Source organism: Pseudomonas sp. MSSRFD41 (assembly GCF_014230245.1).
GTDB lineage: Bacteria > Pseudomonadota > Gammaproteobacteria > Pseudomonadales > Pseudomonadaceae > Aquipseudomonas > Aquipseudomonas piscis.
In genome coordinates, this window is record NZ_JACKZK010000008.1 from 124,654 (window position 1) to 142,173 (window position 17,520).

The 17,520-nt window shown below is 62.7% G+C and carries 18 protein-coding genes and 1 pseudogene; 13 read left to right on the top strand and 6 right to left on the bottom strand.

The features are described 5' to 3' along the window. Window positions 1–2 precede the first annotated feature (2 nt). Both H7A76_RS14600 and H7A76_RS14605 read right to left on the bottom strand, forming a co-directional pair. A complete protein-coding gene (locus H7A76_RS14600; RefSeq protein WP_185699136.1) occupies window positions 3–527 on the bottom strand; it encodes an HAD family hydrolase in 525 nt (174 codons plus the stop codon). Continuing rightward, window positions 528–1,502 (bottom strand): SIS domain-containing protein, encoded by a 975-nt coding sequence (locus H7A76_RS14605; protein WP_185699137.1) that lies wholly within the window; start codon window positions 1,500–1,502, stop codon window positions 528–530. It abuts the gene before it with no gap. Window positions 1,503–1,765: 263 nt separating this feature from the next. Between H7A76_RS14605 and H7A76_RS14610 the strand changes: the two genes are divergently transcribed. From H7A76_RS14610 to hisC, 10 genes are all read left to right on the top strand, one after another. Further along, the gene (locus tag H7A76_RS14610) at window positions 1,766–2,575 is read left to right on the top strand and encodes an ATP-binding cassette domain-containing protein (protein ID WP_185699138.1); all 810 of its coding nucleotides are present in this window, start codon (window positions 1,766–1,768) and stop codon (window positions 2,573–2,575) included. Further along, window positions 2,575–3,372, top strand: a complete 798-nt coding sequence (mlaE, locus tag H7A76_RS14615) for a lipid asymmetry maintenance ABC transporter permease subunit MlaE (RefSeq protein ID WP_022642330.1) — start codon at window positions 2,575–2,577, stop codon at window positions 3,370–3,372. The genes H7A76_RS14610 and mlaE overlap by 1 nt, the downstream gene beginning before the upstream one ends. After that, a complete protein-coding gene (mlaD, locus tag H7A76_RS14620) occupies window positions 3,372–3,839 on the top strand; it encodes an outer membrane lipid asymmetry maintenance protein MlaD (protein ID WP_011059277.1) in 468 nt (155 codons plus the stop codon). The genes mlaE and mlaD overlap by 1 nt, the downstream gene beginning before the upstream one ends. Window positions 3,840–3,850: 11 nt before the next feature. Then, the gene (locus tag H7A76_RS14625) at window positions 3,851–4,504 is read left to right on the top strand and encodes a phospholipid-binding protein MlaC (RefSeq protein WP_185699139.1); all 654 of its coding nucleotides are present in this window, start codon (window positions 3,851–3,853) and stop codon (window positions 4,502–4,504) included. Continuing rightward, a complete protein-coding gene (locus tag H7A76_RS14630; RefSeq protein WP_185699140.1) occupies window positions 4,501–4,806 on the top strand; it encodes a lipid asymmetry maintenance protein MlaB in 306 nt (101 codons plus the stop codon). The genes H7A76_RS14625 and H7A76_RS14630 overlap by 4 nt, the downstream gene beginning before the upstream one ends. A 118-nt stretch (window positions 4,807–4,924) precedes the next feature. After that, window positions 4,925–5,164 (top strand): BolA family protein, encoded by a 240-nt coding sequence (locus tag H7A76_RS14635; RefSeq protein WP_185699141.1) that lies wholly within the window; start codon window positions 4,925–4,927, stop codon window positions 5,162–5,164. Window positions 5,165–5,186: 22 nt separating this feature from the next. Then, complete coding sequence (gene murA, locus H7A76_RS14640; RefSeq protein ID WP_185699142.1) at window positions 5,187–6,452, top strand: UDP-N-acetylglucosamine 1-carboxyvinyltransferase; 1,266 nt, start codon at window positions 5,187–5,189, stop codon at window positions 6,450–6,452. Window positions 6,453–6,577: 125 nt separating this feature from the next. Next, entirely contained in the window at window positions 6,578–7,213 is a 636-nt protein-coding gene (gene hisG, locus H7A76_RS14645; protein ID WP_053134145.1) for an ATP phosphoribosyltransferase, read from the top strand. A 155-nt stretch (window positions 7,214–7,368) separates the two neighbouring features. Beyond that, window positions 7,369–8,697, top strand: a complete 1,329-nt coding sequence (gene hisD / locus H7A76_RS14650; protein ID WP_185699143.1) for a histidinol dehydrogenase — start codon at window positions 7,369–7,371, stop codon at window positions 8,695–8,697. A gap of 2 nt (window positions 8,698–8,699) precedes the next feature. Continuing rightward, entirely contained in the window at window positions 8,700–9,752 is a 1,053-nt protein-coding gene (hisC, locus tag H7A76_RS14655; RefSeq protein WP_185699144.1) for a histidinol-phosphate transaminase, read from the top strand. 89 nt (window positions 9,753–9,841) lie between these two features. On the opposite strand, the pseudogene H7A76_RS14660 reads toward hisC, so the two are convergent. Further along, window positions 9,842–10,188: pseudogene (locus tag H7A76_RS14660) on the bottom strand (DUF4198 domain-containing protein); the annotation flags it as partial. A gap of 271 nt (window positions 10,189–10,459) precedes the next feature. Continuing rightward, window positions 10,460–11,425: a GlxA family transcriptional regulator gene (locus tag H7A76_RS14665; RefSeq protein WP_185699145.1), complete on the bottom strand. Its 966-nt coding sequence runs from the start codon at window positions 11,423–11,425 to the stop codon at window positions 10,460–10,462. A gap of 96 nt (window positions 11,426–11,521) precedes the next feature. On the opposite strand from H7A76_RS14665, the gene H7A76_RS14670 reads away from it, so the two are divergent. After that, window positions 11,522–11,971 carry a tautomerase family protein gene (locus H7A76_RS14670; protein ID WP_185699146.1) on the top strand — a complete coding sequence of 150 codons (450 nt, stop codon included), beginning with the start codon at window positions 11,522–11,524 and terminating at the stop codon, window positions 11,969–11,971. Window positions 11,972–12,159: 188 nt separating this feature from the next. On the opposite strand, the gene H7A76_RS14675 is transcribed toward H7A76_RS14670, so the two are convergent. Together H7A76_RS14675 and algW are read right to left on the bottom strand one after the other, a co-directional pair. Beyond that, window positions 12,160–14,265, bottom strand: a complete 2,106-nt coding sequence (locus H7A76_RS14675; protein WP_185699147.1) for a TonB-dependent siderophore receptor — start codon at window positions 14,263–14,265, stop codon at window positions 12,160–12,162. 84 nt (window positions 14,266–14,349) lie between these two features. Next, complete coding sequence (gene algW, locus H7A76_RS14680) at window positions 14,350–15,504, bottom strand: Do family serine endopeptidase AlgW (protein WP_022642338.1); 1,155 nt, start codon at window positions 15,502–15,504, stop codon at window positions 14,350–14,352. 103 nt (window positions 15,505–15,607) lie between these two features. Between algW and H7A76_RS14685 the strand changes: the two genes are divergently transcribed. Together H7A76_RS14685 and cysD are read left to right on the top strand one after the other, a co-directional pair. Continuing rightward, a complete protein-coding gene (locus H7A76_RS14685) occupies window positions 15,608–16,366 on the top strand; it encodes a Nif3-like dinuclear metal center hexameric protein (RefSeq protein ID WP_185699148.1) in 759 nt (252 codons plus the stop codon). A gap of 213 nt (window positions 16,367–16,579) precedes the next feature. Then, window positions 16,580–17,497: a sulfate adenylyltransferase subunit CysD gene (gene cysD, locus H7A76_RS14690; protein ID WP_185699149.1), complete on the top strand. Its 918-nt coding sequence runs from the start codon at window positions 16,580–16,582 to the stop codon at window positions 17,495–17,497. The last annotated feature ends 23 nt before the right edge of the window (window positions 17,498–17,520 follow it).

A 17,520-nucleotide genomic window follows, 5' to 3' on the forward strand; every position in this document is an offset into this window, starting at 1 on the left:
CCCTATAAATAAGCAGCGTTGGCTGCTTCGAGGCGGTCCTGGGCATGCAGGATCAGCTCGCAAAACTCGCGGGCCGCACCTTCGCCGCCCCGCGCCGTGGTAATGCCATGGGCATGCTCGCGGACGAACGGGGCCGCGTTGGCGACCGCCATGCCCAGGCCGACGCGGCGGATCACCGGCAGGTCGGGCAGGTCATCGCCCAGATAGGCGACCTGTTCATAGCTTAGGCCCAGTTGGGCGAGAAGTTCGTCCAATACCACCAGTTTGTCTTCGCGGCCCTGATACAGGTGGGGAATCCCCAGGTTCTTGGCCCGGCGCTCCACTACTGGCGTCTTGCGACCGCTGATGATGGCCGTTTGCACTCCAGCTGCCATGAGCATCTTGATGCCCTGGCCATCGAGGGTGTTGAAGGTCTTGAATTCGCTGCCATCCTCGAGGAAGTACAGGCGCCCGTCGGTCAGTACGCCGTCGACGTCGAAGACCGCCAGCTTGATGTGCTTGCCGCGTTGCAGCAGGTCGTCGTTCATTTACATCACTCCCGCGCGCAGCAGGTCGGACAGGTTGAAGGCGCCAATCGGTCGGTCCTCGTCATCCACCACGATCAGGGCGTTGATTCGATTGTCTTCCATGATCTTCAAGGCTTCGGCTGCCAGCATTTCGGCGCGTGCCGTCTTGCCGCGCAGGGTCATGACTTCATCGATGACGGTGCGATGGATATCGATGTTGCGGTCCAGGGTGCGGCGCAAGTCGCCGTCGGTGAAGATTCCGGCCAGGCGCCCATCGGCCTCGACGATAGCGGTCATGCCCAGGCCCTTGCGGCTCATCTCCATCAGGGCATCCTTGAGCAGGGTGCCGCGCTGGACCTGCGGCAGCTGTGCGCCGGCGTGCATGATGTTCTCGACCTTCAGCAGCAGGCGGCGGCCCAGTGCTCCGCCTGGATGGGAGAAGGCGAAGTCTTCGGCGGTGAAGCCGCGGGCTTCCAGTAGCGCCACGGCCAGGGCATCGCCCATGACCAGGGCCGCGGTGGTGGACGAAGTTGGTGCCAGGTTCAGCGGGCAGGCTTCATGTTCGATATGGGCGTTGAGGTTGACGTCGGCGGCCTTGGCCAGCGGCGAATCAGGGTTGCCGGTGATACTGATCAGCTGGATGCCCAGGCGTTTGATCAGTGGCAGCAGGGTCACGATTTCATGGGTGGAGCCGGAGTTGGAAAGGGCGAGGATCACATCGTCGCGAGTGATCATGCCCATGTCGCCATGGCTGGCTTCGGCCGGGTGAACGAAGAAGGCCGTGGTTCCGGTGCTGGCCAGGGTGGCGGCGATCTTGTTGCCGATGTGCCCGGACTTGCCCATGCCGACCACTACTACTCGACCTTTGCTGGCCAGAATCATCTCGCAAGCACGTACGAAATCTGCATCGATATGGGGCAGCAAGCTCTCTACTGCCTGGATTTCGAGGCGGATTGTGCGTTGTGCCGATTGAATCAGGTCGCTGGATTGACTCATGTCTGAAATCGTATAGCCCGATGAAAAGGCGGCGATTATAGCGGTAATGATCGAATCCCTCACGCAAGTTCGTCAGCCTTTGTCTACTTGCGCAGGGAAACCGGCGATTTTGCCTGTCCTATACCTGAACGGTCATGGCTTCGGCCTTGGGGGCTCTGCACCAGCAGTGATATAGTTCGCCGCCAGTTCGGCCTGCCCAGGGGCACGTGCTTTCGAGAGAGAGCCTAGCGTCCGAGTGTTAGGCTGCATCGCAAGGAGTTTAGATGAGTGCCGACAACGCTTACGCGGTCGAGCTGAAGGGCGTTTCCTTCAAGCGCGGTACGCGCAGCATATTCAATGACGTGGATATCCGTATTCCGCGGGGCAAGGTCACCGGCATCATGGGGCCTTCCGGTTGTGGGAAAACTACCCTGTTGCGCTTGATGGGCATGCAGTTGCGGCCCAGCAGTGGCGAGGTCTGGGTCAATGGCCAGAACCTGCCGGCTCTCTCGCGCAGCGACCTGTTCGATGCGCGCAAGCAGATGGGCGTTCTGTTCCAGAGCGGTGCGCTGTTCACCGACCTGGATGTCTTCGAGAACGTGGCCTTTCCGCTGCGGGTGCATACCCAGCTGCCTGACGAAATGATTCGTGACATTGTCCTGCTCAAGCTGCAGGCGGTGGGGCTGCGTGGGGCCGTCGACCTCATGCCCGACGAGCTTTCAGGCGGCATGAAACGCCGGGTCGCCCTGGCCCGCGCCATCGCCCTGGACCCGCAGATCCTCATGTACGACGAGCCTTTCGTGGGCCAGGACCCGATCGCGATGGGGGTGTTGGTGCGCCTGATTCGGCTGCTCAACGATGCCCTGGGTATCACCAGCATCGTGGTGTCCCATGACCTGGCGGAAACCGCGAGCATCGCCGACTACCTGTATGTAGTGGGTGACGGCCAGGTATTGGGCCAGGGAACTCCTGCCGAGTTGATGGACTCCGACAATCCGCGTATCCGGCAATTCATGAAGGGCGATCCCGACGGCCCGGTACCGTTTCACTTTCCAGCGCCGGACTACCGCGCAGATCTTCTGGGGAAGCGCTGATGCGCAAGATATCGTTAATCGAGAGGATTCGCCTCTTCGGTCGCTCAGGCATCGATGTCCTGGCGGTACTGGGGCGTTCCACCCTGTTCCTGTTCCATGCGCTGCTCGGCCGCGGCAGCATCGGCGGTGGTTTCGGCCTGTTGGTCAAGCAACTGCATTCAGTGGGCGTCATGTCCCTGGTAATCATCGTCGTGTCCGGGATCTTCATCGGCATGGTGCTGGCGTTGCAGGGCTTCAACATCCTTTCCAGCTACGGTTCGGAGCAGGCCGTAGGCCAGATGGTCGCCCTGACCCTGCTGCGTGAACTGGGGCCGGTAGTCACCGCGCTGTTGTTCGCCGGGCGTGCCGGTTCGGCGTTGACCGCCGAGATCGGCAACATGAAGTCCACCGAGCAGCTCTCCAGCCTGGAGATGATCGGTGTCGACCCGCTCAAGTACATCATCGCCCCGCGCCTGTGGGCCGGTTTCATCTCCTTGCCCCTGCTGGCCATGATCTTCTGCGTGGTGGGTATATGGGGTGGCTCGTGGGTGGCTGTCGACTGGCTGGGAGTCTATGAAGGCTCCTACTGGGCGAACATGCAGAACAGCGTGAACTTCAGCAGCGACGTGCTCAATGGCGTGATCAAGAGCATCGTCTTTGCCTTTGTAGTGACTTGGATCGCCGTATTCCAAGGCTACGACTGTGAGCCCACTTCAGAGGGCATCAGCCGTGCCACCACCAAGACCGTGGTATACGCCTCGCTGGCTGTACTGGGCTTGGACTTTATTCTGACCGCCTTGATGTTTGGAGATTTCTGATGCAAAACCGCACCCTGGAAATCGGTGTCGGCCTTTTCCTGCTGGCCGGCATCCTGGCTTTGCTGTTGCTTGCCCTGCGGGTCAGTGGCTTGTCTCCGACCGCGAGCACCGATACCTATAAACTTTATGCCTACTTCGACAATATCGCCGGTTTGACGGTCAGAGCTAAGGTGACCATGGCCGGGGTGACCATCGGCAAAGTCACGGCAATCGATCTGGACCGCGACAGCTTCACTGGCCGGGTGACGATGCAACTGGAAAAACGCGTGGATAACCTGCCGACCGACTCCACTGCATCTATCCTGACTGCTGGCCTGTTGGGTGAGAAATACATCGGTATCAGCGTGGGTGGGGAAGAAGCCCTGCTCAAGGATGGTGGAACCATCCACGACACCCAGTCGTCGCTGGTATTGGAAGACCTGATCGGTAAATTCCTGCTCAATACCGTTAGCAAAGACGCCAAATGAGGAGTTTTTCGATGATTTCTATCTTGCGACGTGGCCTGCTGGTGCTGCTCGCTGCGCTGCCGTTGCTGGCCAATGCGGCGAATCCGACCTCCGCCCATGACCTGGTGCAGGACACTACCAACCGCTTGTTGGCGGACCTTGCGGCCAATAAGGAGAAGTACAAGCAAAGCCCGAACGACTTCTACAACGCCCTGAACGGCATTGTCGGCCCGGCGGTGGATGCCGACGGCATCTCCCGCAGCATCATGACCGTGAAGTATTCACGCAAGGCCACCCCGGAGCAGATGTCGCGCTTCCAGGAGAACTTCAAGCGCAGCCTGATCCAGTTCTATGGCAATGCGTTGCTGGAATACAACAACCAAGGCATCACCATTTCTCCTCCCAAGGATGAAAGCGGCACCCGTACCAGCGTCGACATGCAGGTCAAGGGCAATAATGGGGCCATCTATCCGGTGTCCTACACCTTGGAGAAGATCAGCGGCGAGTGGAAAATTCGTAACGTGATCATCAATGGCATCAACATCGGCAAGCTGTTCCGCGATCAGTTCGCCGATGCCATGCAGCGCAACGGCAACAACCTGGACAAGACCATCGACGGTTGGGCCGGTGAAGTGGCCAAGGCCAAGGAAGCCACCGACAAGGCTGCGCCAAAGGCCGAGCAATGAGCGAGTCGGGCGTGCGCCTCGGTACTGCCGGGGAGTTGTTGATCAGCGGCGTGCTGGACTATCGCAGCGGCCCGGGCCTGCGCAAACAGGGCCAGGCGCTGATCAAGTCGAGCCAGGCCCCGGTGCTGGTGCTCGACTGCTCGGCGGTAGAACGCTCCAGCAGTGTCGGCCTGGCCCTATTGCTGGCCTTCATGCGCGATGCTCAGGCGTTGGGCAAGGCCGTGAGCGTGCGTGCACTTCCGGACGGCATGAAGGAAATCGCCGAGGTGTCCGGGGTAACCGAGATCCTCGCGCAGCCCTAGTCGCCAACGGGTCACGCAAAGCCCCCCGTCAGAGTCCTGCTTATGCGGGGTTCGCAGGCGCGGGGCTTTTTTGTATGATGTCCGACCCGCGCGCACAGGGCGCCGATTGAGGTTGAGCATGCAGGCCAACGAAGTGAAGAGCTTTCTCGAAGGAAAGCTGCCCGGAACTCAGGTAGAAGTTGAGGGCGAAGGCTGCAACTTTCAGCTGAACGTGATTAGCGACGAACTGTCGGCCTTGAGCCCGGTTAAGCGTCAGCAGAGCATCTATGCCCATTTGAATCCATGGATTGCCGATGGCAGCATCCACGCGATCACCATGAAATTTTTCAGCCGCGCGGCCTGGGCCGAGCGCACCTGAGCCCAAGGGCGTCGAGACTCTTATGGATAAATTGATTATTACCGGCGGCGCTCGCCTCGATGGCGAGATCCGCATTTCCGGGGCCAAGAACTCCGCGCTGCCTATCCTGGCGGCAACCCTGCTGTGCGATGGCCCGGTCACCGTGGCCAACCTGCCGCACCTGCACGACATCACCACCATGATCGAGCTGTTCGGTCGCATGGGCATCGAGCCTGTGATCGACGAAAAGCTCAGCGTCGAGATCGACCCGCGCACCATCAAGACCCTGGTGGCGCCTTACGAGCTGGTCAAGACCATGCGTGCCTCGATCCTGGTGCTGGGGCCGATGGTCGCGCGCTTCGGCGAGGCCGAAGTGGCGCTGCCCGGCGGCTGTGCCATCGGTTCGCGTCCGGTGGACCTGCACATCCGCGGCCTGGAAGCCATGGGCGCGAAGATCGACGTCGAAGGCGGCTATATCAAGGCCCGTGCCCCCGAAGGCGGCCTGCGTGGCGCGAACTTCTTCTTCGATACCGTGAGCGTGACCGGTACCGAGAACATCATGATGGCGGCGGCCCTGGCCAAGGGCCGCAGCGTGCTGCAGAACGCCGCCCGCGAGCCCGAAGTCGTCGACCTGGCGAACTTCCTGAACGCCATGGGCGCGAAGATCTCCGGCGCCGGCACCGACACCATCACCATCGATGGCGTCGAGCGCCTGCACTCGGCTACCTACAGGGTGATGCCCGACCGTATCGAGACCGGCACCTACCTGGTGGCCGCGGCCGTTACCGGTGGCCGGGTGAAGGTCAAGGACACCGATCCGACCATCCTGGAAGCCGTACTGGAGAAGCTCAAGGAAGCGGGCGCCGAAGTCACCACCGGCAGCGACTGGATCGAGCTGGACATGCACGGCAAGCGCCCCAAGGCGGTCAACGTGCGTACCGCTCCATACCCGGCGTTCCCGACTGACATGCAGGCGCAGTTCATTTCCCTGAACGCGATTGCCGAAGGCACCGGCGCGGTGATCGAGACCATCTTCGAGAACCGCTTCATGCATGTGTACGAGTTGCACCGCATGGGCGCCAAGATCCAGGTCGAAGGCAACACCGCCATCGTCACCGGCGCCGACCTGCTCAAGGGCGCGCCAGTGATGGCCACCGACCTGCGGGCCTCGGCCAGCCTGGTGATCTCGGCCCTGATGGCCGAAGGCGATACCCTGATCGATCGCATCTACCACATCGACCGTGGCTACGAGTGCATCGAAGAAAAACTGCAGATGCTGGGCGCGAAGATCCGCCGCGTACCGGGCTAGCCTGCCGTGGGCACAGGGAGGTGCCACAGATTCTTGTTCCACGTCGAGCCTGTCTTCAGGCTCGACGCATGTCTGGCGCCGTTTGCGTCCGGGCATCAGTCGCCGCATAAGGACTTACGTTACTCATGTTGACCATCGCACTGTCCAAGGGCCGTATCCTCGACGACACGCTGCCGCTTCTGGCTGAAGCGGGCATCGTGCCAACCGAGAATCCGGACAAGAGCCGCAAACTGATCATCCCCACGACCCAGGACGATGTACGCCTGCTGATCGTGCGTGCCACCGACGTGCCGACCTATGTCGAGCATGGCGCCGCTGATCTCGGGGTGGCCGGCAAGGACGTCCTGATGGAGTACGGCAGCCAGGGCCTGTACGAGCCGCTGGACCTGCAGATCGCCAAGTGCAAGTTGATGACTGCCGGCGCCATCGGTGCCCAGGAGCCCAAGGGCCGCCTGCGGATCGCCACCAAGTTCGTCAACGTGGCCAAGCGCTACTACGCCGAGCAGGGTCGCCAGGTGGACATCATCAAGCTCTATGGTTCCATGGAGCTGGCACCGCTGATCGGCCTGGCGGACAAGATCATCGACGTGGTCGATACCGGCAATACCCTGCGAGCCAATGGCCTGGAACCCCAGGAACTGATCGCTACCATCAGCTCCCGCCTGGTGGTCAACAAGGCATCCATGAAGATGCAGCACGCCCGCATCCAGTTGCTCATCGATACCCTGCGCAAGGCAGTGGAATCGCGACACCGCGGCTGACTCACATGCGTGGCCCCCGAGCCGCGCCCATCTATCCGCGTCATACCCAGCATGCTCAGGTGCCCACGCGGATGGCCTGGTAGTCTTGCGGCGCCTGAGTCATGCAAAACCAAGCTTGTCCTTTTGTGCATTCGCCAATCAATGAGGCCTTCGCTATGACCGCTCCCACTGCAATTCGCCGACTCAACGCTGCCGATGCGGATTTCGCCCGACATCTGGATCATCTGCTGAGCTGGGAAAGCGTGTCCGACGACGCGGTCAACCAGCGTGTGCTCGACATCATCAAGGCCGTGCGCGAGCGCGGTGATGCGGCGCTGGTGGAGTTCACCCAGCGTTTCGACGGTGTCGAGGCCAAGGCCATCGATGACCTGATCCTCGACCGTGCCCGCCTGGAGCTGGCCCTGACCCGCATCACCCCGGTACAGCGCGAGGCCCTGGAAAAGGCCGCCAACCGCGTGCGCGTCTACCATGAGCGGCAGAAGCAGGACTCCTGGCAGTACACCGAGGCCGATGGCACCGTGCTCGGCCAGAAGGTCACGCCCCTGGACCGTGCCGGCCTGTACGTGCCGGGTGGCAAGGCGTCGTATCCGTCTTCGGTGCTGATGAACGCCATCCCGGCGAAAGTTGCCGGCGTCTCCGAGGTGGTGATGGTGGTGCCGACTCCTCGTGGCGAGGTCAACGAGCTGGTGCTGGCCGCCGCCTGCATCGCCGGGGTCGACCGGGTGTTCACCATCGGTGGCGCCCAGGCCGTGGCCGCGCTGGCCTATGGCACCCAGAGCGTGCCCCAGGTGGACAAGATCGTCGGTCCGGGCAACATCTATGTGGCCACCGCCAAGCGGCATGTATTCGGCCAGGTCGGTATCGACATGATCGCCGGTCCCTCGGAGATCCTGGTGGTGTGCGATGGCCAGACCGATCCGGACTGGATCGCCATGGATCTGTTTTCCCAGGCCGAGCATGATGAGGATGCCCAGGCGATCCTGGTCAGCCCGGATGCCGAGTTCCTCGATCGGGTAGCCGCCAGCATCGCCAAGCTGCTACCGACCATGGAGCGGGCCGAGATCATCAACACCTCGATCAATGGCCGGGGCGCGCTGATCCAGGTCCGCGACATGCAGCAAGCCATCGAGGTGGCCAACCGCATCGCTCCCGAGCACCTGGAGCTATCGGTGGCCGACCCGCAAGCCTGGTTGCCGCAGATCCGCCACGCCGGGGCGATCTTCATGGGCCGCCACACTTCGGAGGCCTTGGGTGACTACTGCGCCGGCCCGAACCACGTGCTGCCGACTTCCGGCACCGCGCGTTTTTCCTCGCCGCTGGGGGTGTATGACTTCCAGAAGCGCTCGTCGATCATCTTCTGTTCCGAGCAGGGCGCATCCGAACTGGGCCGTACGGCCTCGGTGCTGGCCCGTGGCGAGTCGCTGACCGCCCACGCCCGCAGCGCTGAATACCGTATCGTCGACGACCAAGATCAGGGGCAATGAGCATGAGCAAATTCTGGAGTCCGTTCGTCAAGAACCTGGTGCCCTACGTACCGGGCGAACAACCCAAGCTGACCAAGCTGGTCAAGCTCAACACCAACGAAAATCCCTATGGCCCGTCGCCCAAGGCCCTGGCCGCAATGCAGGCCGAGCTCAACGACAACCTGCGGCTGTACCCCGATCCCAACAGCGACCTGCTCAAGCAGTCGGTGGCCAGCTACTACGGGGTGAAGGCCAACCAGGTGTTCCTCGGCAACGGTTCCGACGAAGTCCTGGCGCACATCTTCCATGGCCTGCTGCAACAGGACCTGCCGCTGCTATTCCCGGACATCAGCTACAGCTTCTATCCGGTGTATTGCGGCCTGTATGGCATCGATTTCGACGCGGTGCCGCTGGACGAGCAATTCCAGATCCGCGTGGCCGACTACGCCAAGCCCAATGGCGGCATCATTTTCCCCAACCCGAATGCGCCTACCGGTTGCCTGTTGGCCCTGGAGGCGGTGGAGCAGATCCTCAAGGCCAGCCCCGATTCGGTGGTGGTCGTGGATGAGGCCTACATCGATTTCGGTGGCCAGACCGCCATCAGCCTGGTGGACCGCTACCCGAACCTGCTGGTGACCCAGACCCTGTCCAAGTCCCGTTCCCTGGCGGGTTTGCGGGTGGGCCTGGCGGTCGGGCATCCGGACCTGATCGAGGCCCTGGAACGGGTCAAGAACAGCTTCAACTCCTACCCCCTGGATCGCCTGGCGATCGTCGGTGCAGCCGCGGCTTTCGAAGATCGCGAGTACTTCCAGAAGACTTGCCAGCAGGTAATTGAAAGTCGCGAATGGCTGGTGGCGCAGTTGCAGGCCAAGGGTTTCGAAGTGCTGCCTTCGGCGGCCAACTTCATCTTTGCCCGCCACCCGCAACACGATGCCGCGGGCCTGGCAGCCAAGCTGCGTGAACAGGGGGTGATCGTGCGCCACTTCAAGCAGCAGCGGATTGCCCAGTTCCTGCGGATCAGCATCGGCACGCCGGAGCAGAACCAGGCCCTGGTCGACGGATTGGGGCAGCTCTAAGCGGCAAGCTGGAAGTCCAGGGCATGTGCCTGGGGCTTCTCGCTTGCAGCTAAAGACTTGCCGCTCGCTATTGCCGCCTGCGGCTGCGCTCACTCATGGTGCGGTTCTCCGAGGAAGGTCAGGGAGCTGAACGGGCCGCGGGAGGCAGCGTCGGGGGTGCCCTTGAGGGGGCCTCGACCTGCGCGGGGATCGCGCTCAAGCCCTCGTTGCGCACCAGCACCTGGGTGCGACCCTGGGCATCGGTCTCGGTGCCCAGGGTATTGGGTGCATTGCGGTCATTTCTTACCCGCTTCACTCCCGCCGCTGTCTGGCCGTCGAGCAGGACCCGCACCGGCAGGCTCTTGCCGGGCCCCACCAGTAGCGGGTCGGTCTCGGGCAGGATCACCCGCTTGATTTGCCTGAGGTTGGGCAGCTTCGCACCAGGCTGATGGATCGCCTACGACGTGCTGGTCGAGCGCTATGCCTTCAATCCCGGGGGCGGCGGGGCAGGGCGTCGGCGCGGCTAGCGCATTCCTCGGACAAGCCCTGGATCTCGACCTTCTTCGGCCGGGGTGTGGACGGTGGCGAAGGCACCTGCAATCACGCGCGAGTCCTGTCGGCCGACGGTGTCCGCAAACGCTTCAGCCGTGCCAACCGGGTAGGGAGAAAATGCCCCGGGACACGCTTACCCACAGCGGACGTTCGAGAGTGCTGAAGCAGCCGCCCGATCAACTCTGGCGCAGTTGCCGTGGGGTCGAGTTCAGCAGTCGGCGTATCAAGCGCCGGAGAGCTGTCGCGTCCTGATAGCCGACCTGCGCCGAGACCGCTTCGACGGAATATTCGCCGGATTCGAGCAGCACTCGGGCCTTGTTCAGTTGCACTCGCTGGATCAACTGCCGAGTAGAGTGCCCCGTCGCCTTGTGGACGTGACGCGACAGGGTCCGCTCGGACATGCCGACGCTCGCAGCGAGTGCCTTGACGCCGGGTAGGTCCGGCAGCGAGTCCTCGATCTGTGAGGTCAGGCGCGAGACCAGGGCATTGCCCTGCACCAGCATGGCGGGGATCACGAACGGCGACTGCAGCTGTCGGCGGTCGAGGAGCAGAGCCTTGCTCACGGAGTTGGCGATTTCGGGCGACAAGCGTCGGCGAAGCAGATGCAGCATGAGGTCTGTTTGAGCGAAGGCGGCCCCCGCGGTGGTCAACGGAGGGTCGGCCAGTACCATGAAGTCAGGGTCGACACGGCAGCCCGGAGCGATTTTCTGCAGGTGTGGTGCCAGCCACCAGGAGGTAGTCACCCGCCGCCCCTCCAGCAGTCCGGCTGCATGCAGCAGGAAGACCGCAGAGCATGACGCGGCGATCTCCTGGCCGTTTGCGACGTGGGTATTTAGCGCCGAGAGCAGAGGGCTCGCCCAGGGTTCTTCGAGGCGCTGCTGAAGCAGGTCGATGTCGCCGACGCCAATACCCGGTATGACCCAGCAGGAGTTGTCCTGGACGTCAGGCTCGATCGGTTCCACCGGCAGTTGCAGACCATGCGCCAGCGTCACCGAGCCGGGGCGAGGACCACATATCCGCCAGCGTGGCGTGGCCAGGCCGCGCCGCTCGCCGACGCTTGCCGCGGTGGCGAGTATGTCCAGAGTAGAGGCCACGCTCGAGGCGAATGCTCCCGGTATGACCACAATGGTGAAATCGTACATTGTCTGATTGTGCTCGAAAGAGGACGGATCAGACACTTTTGCCAGAGGTGGACGCCAGGCTCAATAGCGGCTCAATCCATTGCCAAGGTTTCAGCCATGCCCAACATCCTGATCAAGGTACCCACCGGAGCTTTCAGCGATCAGCAACGAAAGCGACTATTGACGTGCGTCAGCGAGGCAGCCATCGCTCATGAGCACATGGGAAGCGATCCTCGACAGCGCAGCCTGTGCTGGGTGCTCATCGAGGAAGTGCGGGCTGCCGACTGGCTCTGTGGGGGAATCAGCGTGCACGCTCATGCGATTCCCTGCATCGTTCTGGTCAAGGTGCCTGCTGGCGTCCTTGATGAGCAGATGCGCAAGGACTACGTGTTGGGCCTGCACCAGGCCATCGAAAAAAGTACAGAGCCGGATGACGGTCGCATGCTGATGACTTCGATACAGCTAACGGACGTTGCCGATGGCACATGGGGGGCGAATGGCAGTCTTTGGAGACTTGCCGATTTCACTCGAGCTGCCGGGTACGGGCATCTCCTTCCTAGTACCTGACCGGGGCGGGAGGCTAGAAGCGGCTGCAATCTTTCCTCCCGCATAAGTGCGCCATTGGCCGTACACCCCTCGATGTTGCCGCGTCGCTGTTCGGTCCACAGGCCATGGGCCACGGCCTGGTTGGTGCCCAGGGGGCCGAGCGGGCGCGGCAGGGCAATGGTTTGCGAAGGTTGCCTGGCGGTTCTCTTCTACAGGTTGAGTGTCAGGCTGACGGTGAAGTTGCGCGGCTCTCCCGGGGTGACCCAGTAGTTGCTGTAGGAGCGCTCGTAGTACTTCTCGTCGAACAGGTTGTTCAGGTTCAGGCCCAGGGTCAGGTTGTCGCTGGCCTTGTAGTGGGCCAACAGGTCCAGGGTGCGGTAGGCGGGCAGTTCGAAGCGGCCTCCGGCCTCGCCCGAACGGTCGCCGACGTAGGTCAGGGCCACGCCGATATCCGAGCCCTTGAGGCGACCGTCCTGGAACTCATGGACCACCAGCAGGCTGCCACTGTGCCTGGCCACCCCGAGAATGCGGCTACCGGCGGGAATTGCCTGGTCGCCCTTGGTGACTTCGGCGTCGATCAGTGCATAGGCGCCAATCACCCGTACGGCGTCGGTCAACTGCCCACTGAACTGCAAATCGAAGCCCTGGCTGCGGGCCTTGCCCATGGCGCGACTGGAGTCGGTGTTCGGGTCCAGGGCGAGCACGTTTTCCTTGTCGATATGGAAAGCGGCGAGGGTCGCGCTCAAGCGCTCGTCGAACAGTTCGCTCTTGATCCCCACTTCGTAGCCGACACCTTCTTCTGGCTTGAATGATTTGCCGGCGGCGTCCAGGCCGTTGTTGGGCTTGAACGAGGTGGAGGCGTTGGCGAACAGGCCGAGCTGCGGAGTCAGTTGATACAGGAGGCCGGCGCGTTGGGTCAGGGCGTCGTGATCCTGGCGGCTGCGCTGGCCGGTGGCGTGGTCGTCGATCCGTTGCTCGAAATGTTCGAAACGCGCGCCCAGCATGCCGCGCAGGCGTTCGCTGAAGACGATCTGGTCCTGCAGGTTCAGGGCGCGGCTTTCGACGTGCTCGAAAAAGTCAGTGCCGGAGCGTTTGCCGTCGGGCTTGGCCTGGCCGTAGACCGGGTTGTAGATATCGATGGCATAGGGGCTGCCAGCAATGGTGGTGACCCGCTCATTCTTGCGGTAGTTCTCGTATTCGCTGCCGAGCAGCAGTTCGTGCTGCCAGCTGCCGAGGTCGAACAGGCCGCGCAGTTCCAGCTGGGTGATGCTGTCGTGCCAATCGTTGTCGCGCTCGCGGTAGCGTCGGTTGACCGTGTGTCCATCTGCATTCAGGGGACGGGGTTCCGAGGCGAAGCCCCACAGCTTGCCCTCCTTGTAGTGGCTGGCCAGGCGCAGCTTCCAGTTGTCGTCGAGGTGATGTTCCAGGCTGGCCTGGAGCAGGTTGTTGTGATTGTCGATGTTGCCGTCGTCGGGCTCGCCGAGGAAGGTCGAGCGCGAGACGCCACTCCAGCGGTTGCCGGGGGCGACGATGCCACGGTCGAAGGTCGAGCTGTGGCGGACGAACTCGCTTTCCAGCAGCAGGCTGGTGTCCGGGTTCAACTGCCAGCTCAAGGACGGGGCGACGAATACCCGGCGACTGTCGACGTGCTCGCGAAAGCCGTGGTTGTCCTCCACCGCCAGGTTGACCCGCGACAGCAGGTCGCCCTGGTCGTCGAGCGGGCTGTTGAGGTCCAGTTCGGTGCGGTAGCGATCCCAGCTGCCGGCACTGGTGCGCAGGGTGGCGAATGCCTGTGGCTGGGGCTTCTTGGTGACGATGTTCACCGTGCCCCCGGGGTCGCCACGGCCGTAGAGGCTGGCGGCCGGGCCCTTGAGCACTTCGATGCGTTCGATGCTGGCGGTGTCCGGGGTGCTGGGGTAGCCACGATTGGCGCTGAAGCCGTCCTTGTAGAACTCCGAGGTGGTGAAGCCGCGGATGCTGTATTCATACAAGGTCAGGCCGCCGAAGTTGTTCTGCTTCGCGACGCCGCCGGCGAAGTCCAGGGCCCGCTCGACGTTACTGCTGCCCAGGTCCTGGAGTACGCTGGCGGGGATCACGCTGATGGACTGCGGGATCTCGCGAATCGCCGTATCGGTCTTGGTGGCGCTGGCGGAGCGGGTGGCCCGGTAGCCCTTGACCGGGCCCGTGGCGGATTCGGACTCGCCGCTGATGCGGATGGTCTCCAGTTCCATCGGCTGCGGTTCTTCGGCGTACACAGGATCGGCCAGCAGGCCCAGGGCCAGGCCTGCCAGGGGGAGGATTCTTCGGGGCGTCATGAGGCTGTTCCAATAGTGATATTGAAACAATATAACATGACCAATGAGAATCTATATTGTTAGCCCGGCATGGCCGGGCTCACCTCATTCCTCTTCCTTGACGGGCGCGGGGGGCGGTCGCAGGCCGATCTCGGCCGTCAGCTTGAGCTCCTTGCCGTTGCGCATGACCTGGATCGCCACCTTCTCGGTGGGTTTGATCCGGGCCACCTGGTTCATCGAGCGGCGGCCGTCGCCGGCAGGTTCGCCATCGATACTGAGGATCACGTCGCCCAGTTGCATGCCGGCCTTTTGCGCCGGGCCATCGCGGAAGATGCCCGCCACCACGATGCCCGGGCGCCCGGCCAGCCCGAAGGACTCCGCCAGCTCCTGGGTCAGCGGTTGTACTTCGATTCCCAGCCAGCCACGGATGACCTGGCCGTGTTCGATGATCGACTTCATCACTTCCATGGCCAGCTTGATCGGGATGGCGAAGCCGATGCCCTGGGAGCCGCCGGACTTGGAGAAGATCGCGGTGTTGATGCCGGTCAGGTTGCCGTTGGCGTCCACCAGGGCGCCGCCGGAGTTGCCCGGGTTGATCGCCGCATCGGTCTGGATGAAGTCTTCGTAGTTGTTCAGGCCCAGCTGGTTGCGGCCAGTGGCGCTGATGATGCCCATGGTCACGGTCTGGCCTACCCCGAACGGGTTGCCGATGGCCAGGGCGACGTCGCCGACGCGGACGTTTTCCGAGCGGCCGACGGTGATCGAGGGCAGGTTCTTCAGGTCGATCTTGAGCACCGCCAGGTCGGTTTCCGGATCGCTGCCGATGACCCGGGCCAGGGTTTCCCGGCCGTCCTTGAGGGCCACCACGATTTGCTCGGCGCCGGAGGTCACGTGGTTGTTGGTCAGCAGGTAGCCTTCGGGACTCATGATCACCCCGGAGCCCAGGCTCGATTCCATGCGCTGCTGCTTGGGCAGGTTGTCGCCGAAGAAGCGCCGGAACTGCGGGTCCTCGAACAGCGGGTGGGCCGGGCGGTTGATCACCTTGGTGGTGTACAGGTTGACCACCGCAGGGGCGGCGATGATCACCGCATCGGCGTAGGACACCGGGCCCTGCTGGGTACCGGTGGTTTGCGGCGCTTGCTGCAGGTTCACATCCAGGCTGGGAAGGCCGACCCATTGCGGGTAACGCTGAATAATCAACAACGCGATAAGCACGCCGGCCAGTAATGGCCAGCCGAAAAAACGCAGAGCCTTGAGCATCGGGCAAGTCCTGGGTGGTTACGAAGGGCTGCGCACGGCCCCATAATGTCGCGCATTATACGAGGCCGCACGCGCCTCTGGATGGGATATTTAGGAGTCTTTCATGGCCGTTGCCCTGAGCACACTGGTAGAAGAAGCGGACCGCTACCTGGGCAGTTCGCGTATCGCCGACTATTGCCCCAACGGCCTGCAGGTCGAAGGGCGTCCACAGGTCATGCGCATCGTCAGCGGCGTCACCGCCAGCCAGGCGTTGCTGGACGCGGCGGTAGAGGCCAAGGCCGACCTGGTGCTGGTCCACCATGGCTATTTCTGGAAAGGCGAGAACCCTTGCATCACCGGCATGAAGCAGCGCCGGTTGAAGACCCTGCTTAAGCATGACATCAGCCTGTTGGCCTACCACCTGCCCCTGGACCTGCACCCTGAGGTGGGTAACAACGTGCAACTGGCCCGGCAACTGGACATCACCGTGGAAGGCCCGCTGGATCCGGAAAATCCCAAGGTCGTGGGCCTGGTGGGTTCCCTGGAAGAGCCCGTCACCGCGCGGGACTTCGCTCGCCGGGTGCAGGAGGCGATGGGCCGCGAACCGCTGCTGGTGGAAGGCAGCGAGATGATCCGCCGGGTCGGCTGGTGCACCGGCGGTGGCCAGGGTTACATCGACCAGGCGGTGCAGGCCGGGGTCGACCTGTACCTGAGTGGCGAGGCTTCGGAACAGACCTTCCACAGCGCCCGGGAGAACGACATCAGTTTCATCGCTGCCGGCCACCATGCCACCGAGCGTTACGGCGTGCAGGCGCTGGGTGACTACCTGGCCCGGCGCTTCGCCCTGGAGCACCTGTTCATCGATTGCCCGAACCCGATCTGACGGCATTTCGTCAGGTCTTTCCCGGTGGGCCCCGCCGGTGTCGATCGCCGCTTGCGGCCGCATAGGCGGGGCCCGGAGCCAGCGAACAGGCGGGTATATTCATATACCGTTTCGTTCTAGTTGGCTCCCTGATTAGAAGAAGGCCGCTGTGCTAGCATGCCCCGCTCGAACACGGCCCGCAGGCCGTCCATAAGAAAGCTTTCGTGAGTAGCCATGGTCGACAAACTGACGCATCTGAAACAGCTGGAGGCGGAAAGCATCCACATCATCCGCGAGGTGGCGGCCGAGTTCGACAATCCGGTGATGCTGTACTCCATCGGCAAGGACTCCGCGGTGATGTTGCATCTGGCCCGCAAGGCGTTCTTCCCCGGCAAGCTGCCATTCCCGGTGATGCACGTCGATACCCGGTGGAAATTCCAGGAGATGTACAAGTTCCGTGATCGCATGGTCGAGGAAATGGGCCTGGACCTGATCACCCACGTCAACCCCGATGGCGTGGCCCAGGGCATCAACCCCTTCACCCACGGCAGTGCCAAGCACACCGATATCATGAAGACCGAGGGCCTCAAGCAGGCGCTGGACAAGTACGGTTTCGATGCGGCGTTCGGCGGGGCTCGCCGCGATGAAGAGAAGTCCCGCGCCAAGGAGCGCGTCTACTCGTTCCGCGACAGCAAGCACCGCTGGGACCCGAAGAACCAGCGCCCCGAGCTGTGGAACGTGTACAACGGCAAGGTCAACAAGGGCGAGTCGATCCGCGTGTTCCCGCTGTCCAACTGGACCGAGCTGGACATCTGGCAATACATCTACCTGGAAGGCATCCCGATCGTGCCGCTGTACTTCGCCGCCGAGCGTGAAGTGATCGAAAAGAACGGCACGCTGATCATGATCGACGACGAGCGCATCCTCGAACACCTCAGCGATGAGGAGAAGGCGCGCATCGTCAAGAAGAAAGTGCGTTTCCGTACCCTGGGCTGCTACCCGTTGACGGGCGCGGTGGAGTCCGAAGCCGAGAGCCTGACGGACATCATTCAGGAAATGCTCCTGACGCGAACTTCCGAGCGCCAGGGCCGGGTCATCGATCACGATGGCGCAGGCTCGATGGAAGACAAGAAACGCCAGGGCTATTTCTAAGCTTCGAGTTACAAGCGGCAAGC

Excerpts from the sequence above, each read along its gene's own strand:
- H7A76_RS14600 (WP_185699136.1), bottom strand. The coding sequence starts at position 527 with ATGAACGACGACCTGCTGCAACGCGGCAAGCACATCAAGCTGGCGGTC.
- H7A76_RS14605 (WP_185699137.1), bottom strand. The coding sequence starts at position 1,502 with ATGAGTCAATCCAGCGACCTGATTCAATCGGCACAACGCACAATCCGC.
- H7A76_RS14610 (WP_185699138.1), top strand. The coding sequence starts at position 1,766 with ATGAGTGCCGACAACGCTTACGCGGTCGAGCTGAAGGGCGTTTCCTTC.
- mlaE (WP_022642330.1), top strand. The coding sequence starts at position 2,575 with ATGCGCAAGATATCGTTAATCGAGAGGATTCGCCTCTTCGGTCGCTCA.
- mlaD (WP_011059277.1), top strand. The coding sequence starts at position 3,372 with ATGCAAAACCGCACCCTGGAAATCGGTGTCGGCCTTTTCCTGCTGGCC.
- H7A76_RS14625 (WP_185699139.1), top strand. The coding sequence starts at position 3,851 with ATGATTTCTATCTTGCGACGTGGCCTGCTGGTGCTGCTCGCTGCGCTG.
- H7A76_RS14630 (WP_185699140.1), top strand. The coding sequence starts at position 4,501 with ATGAGCGAGTCGGGCGTGCGCCTCGGTACTGCCGGGGAGTTGTTGATC.
- H7A76_RS14635 (WP_185699141.1), top strand. The coding sequence starts at position 4,925 with ATGCAGGCCAACGAAGTGAAGAGCTTTCTCGAAGGAAAGCTGCCCGGA.
- murA (WP_185699142.1), top strand. The coding sequence starts at position 5,187 with ATGGATAAATTGATTATTACCGGCGGCGCTCGCCTCGATGGCGAGATC.
- hisG (WP_053134145.1), top strand. The coding sequence starts at position 6,578 with ATGTTGACCATCGCACTGTCCAAGGGCCGTATCCTCGACGACACGCTG.
- hisD (WP_185699143.1), top strand. The coding sequence starts at position 7,369 with ATGACCGCTCCCACTGCAATTCGCCGACTCAACGCTGCCGATGCGGAT.
- hisC (WP_185699144.1), top strand. The coding sequence starts at position 8,700 with ATGAGCAAATTCTGGAGTCCGTTCGTCAAGAACCTGGTGCCCTACGTA.
- H7A76_RS14665 (WP_185699145.1), bottom strand. The coding sequence starts at position 11,425 with ATGTACGATTTCACCATTGTGGTCATACCGGGAGCATTCGCCTCGAGC.
- H7A76_RS14670 (WP_185699146.1), top strand. The coding sequence starts at position 11,522 with ATGCCCAACATCCTGATCAAGGTACCCACCGGAGCTTTCAGCGATCAG.
- H7A76_RS14675 (WP_185699147.1), bottom strand. The coding sequence starts at position 14,265 with ATGACGCCCCGAAGAATCCTCCCCCTGGCAGGCCTGGCCCTGGGCCTG.
- algW (WP_022642338.1), bottom strand. The coding sequence starts at position 15,504 with ATGCTCAAGGCTCTGCGTTTTTTCGGCTGGCCATTACTGGCCGGCGTG.
- H7A76_RS14685 (WP_185699148.1), top strand. The coding sequence starts at position 15,608 with ATGGCCGTTGCCCTGAGCACACTGGTAGAAGAAGCGGACCGCTACCTG.
- cysD (WP_185699149.1), top strand. The coding sequence starts at position 16,580 with ATGGTCGACAAACTGACGCATCTGAAACAGCTGGAGGCGGAAAGCATC.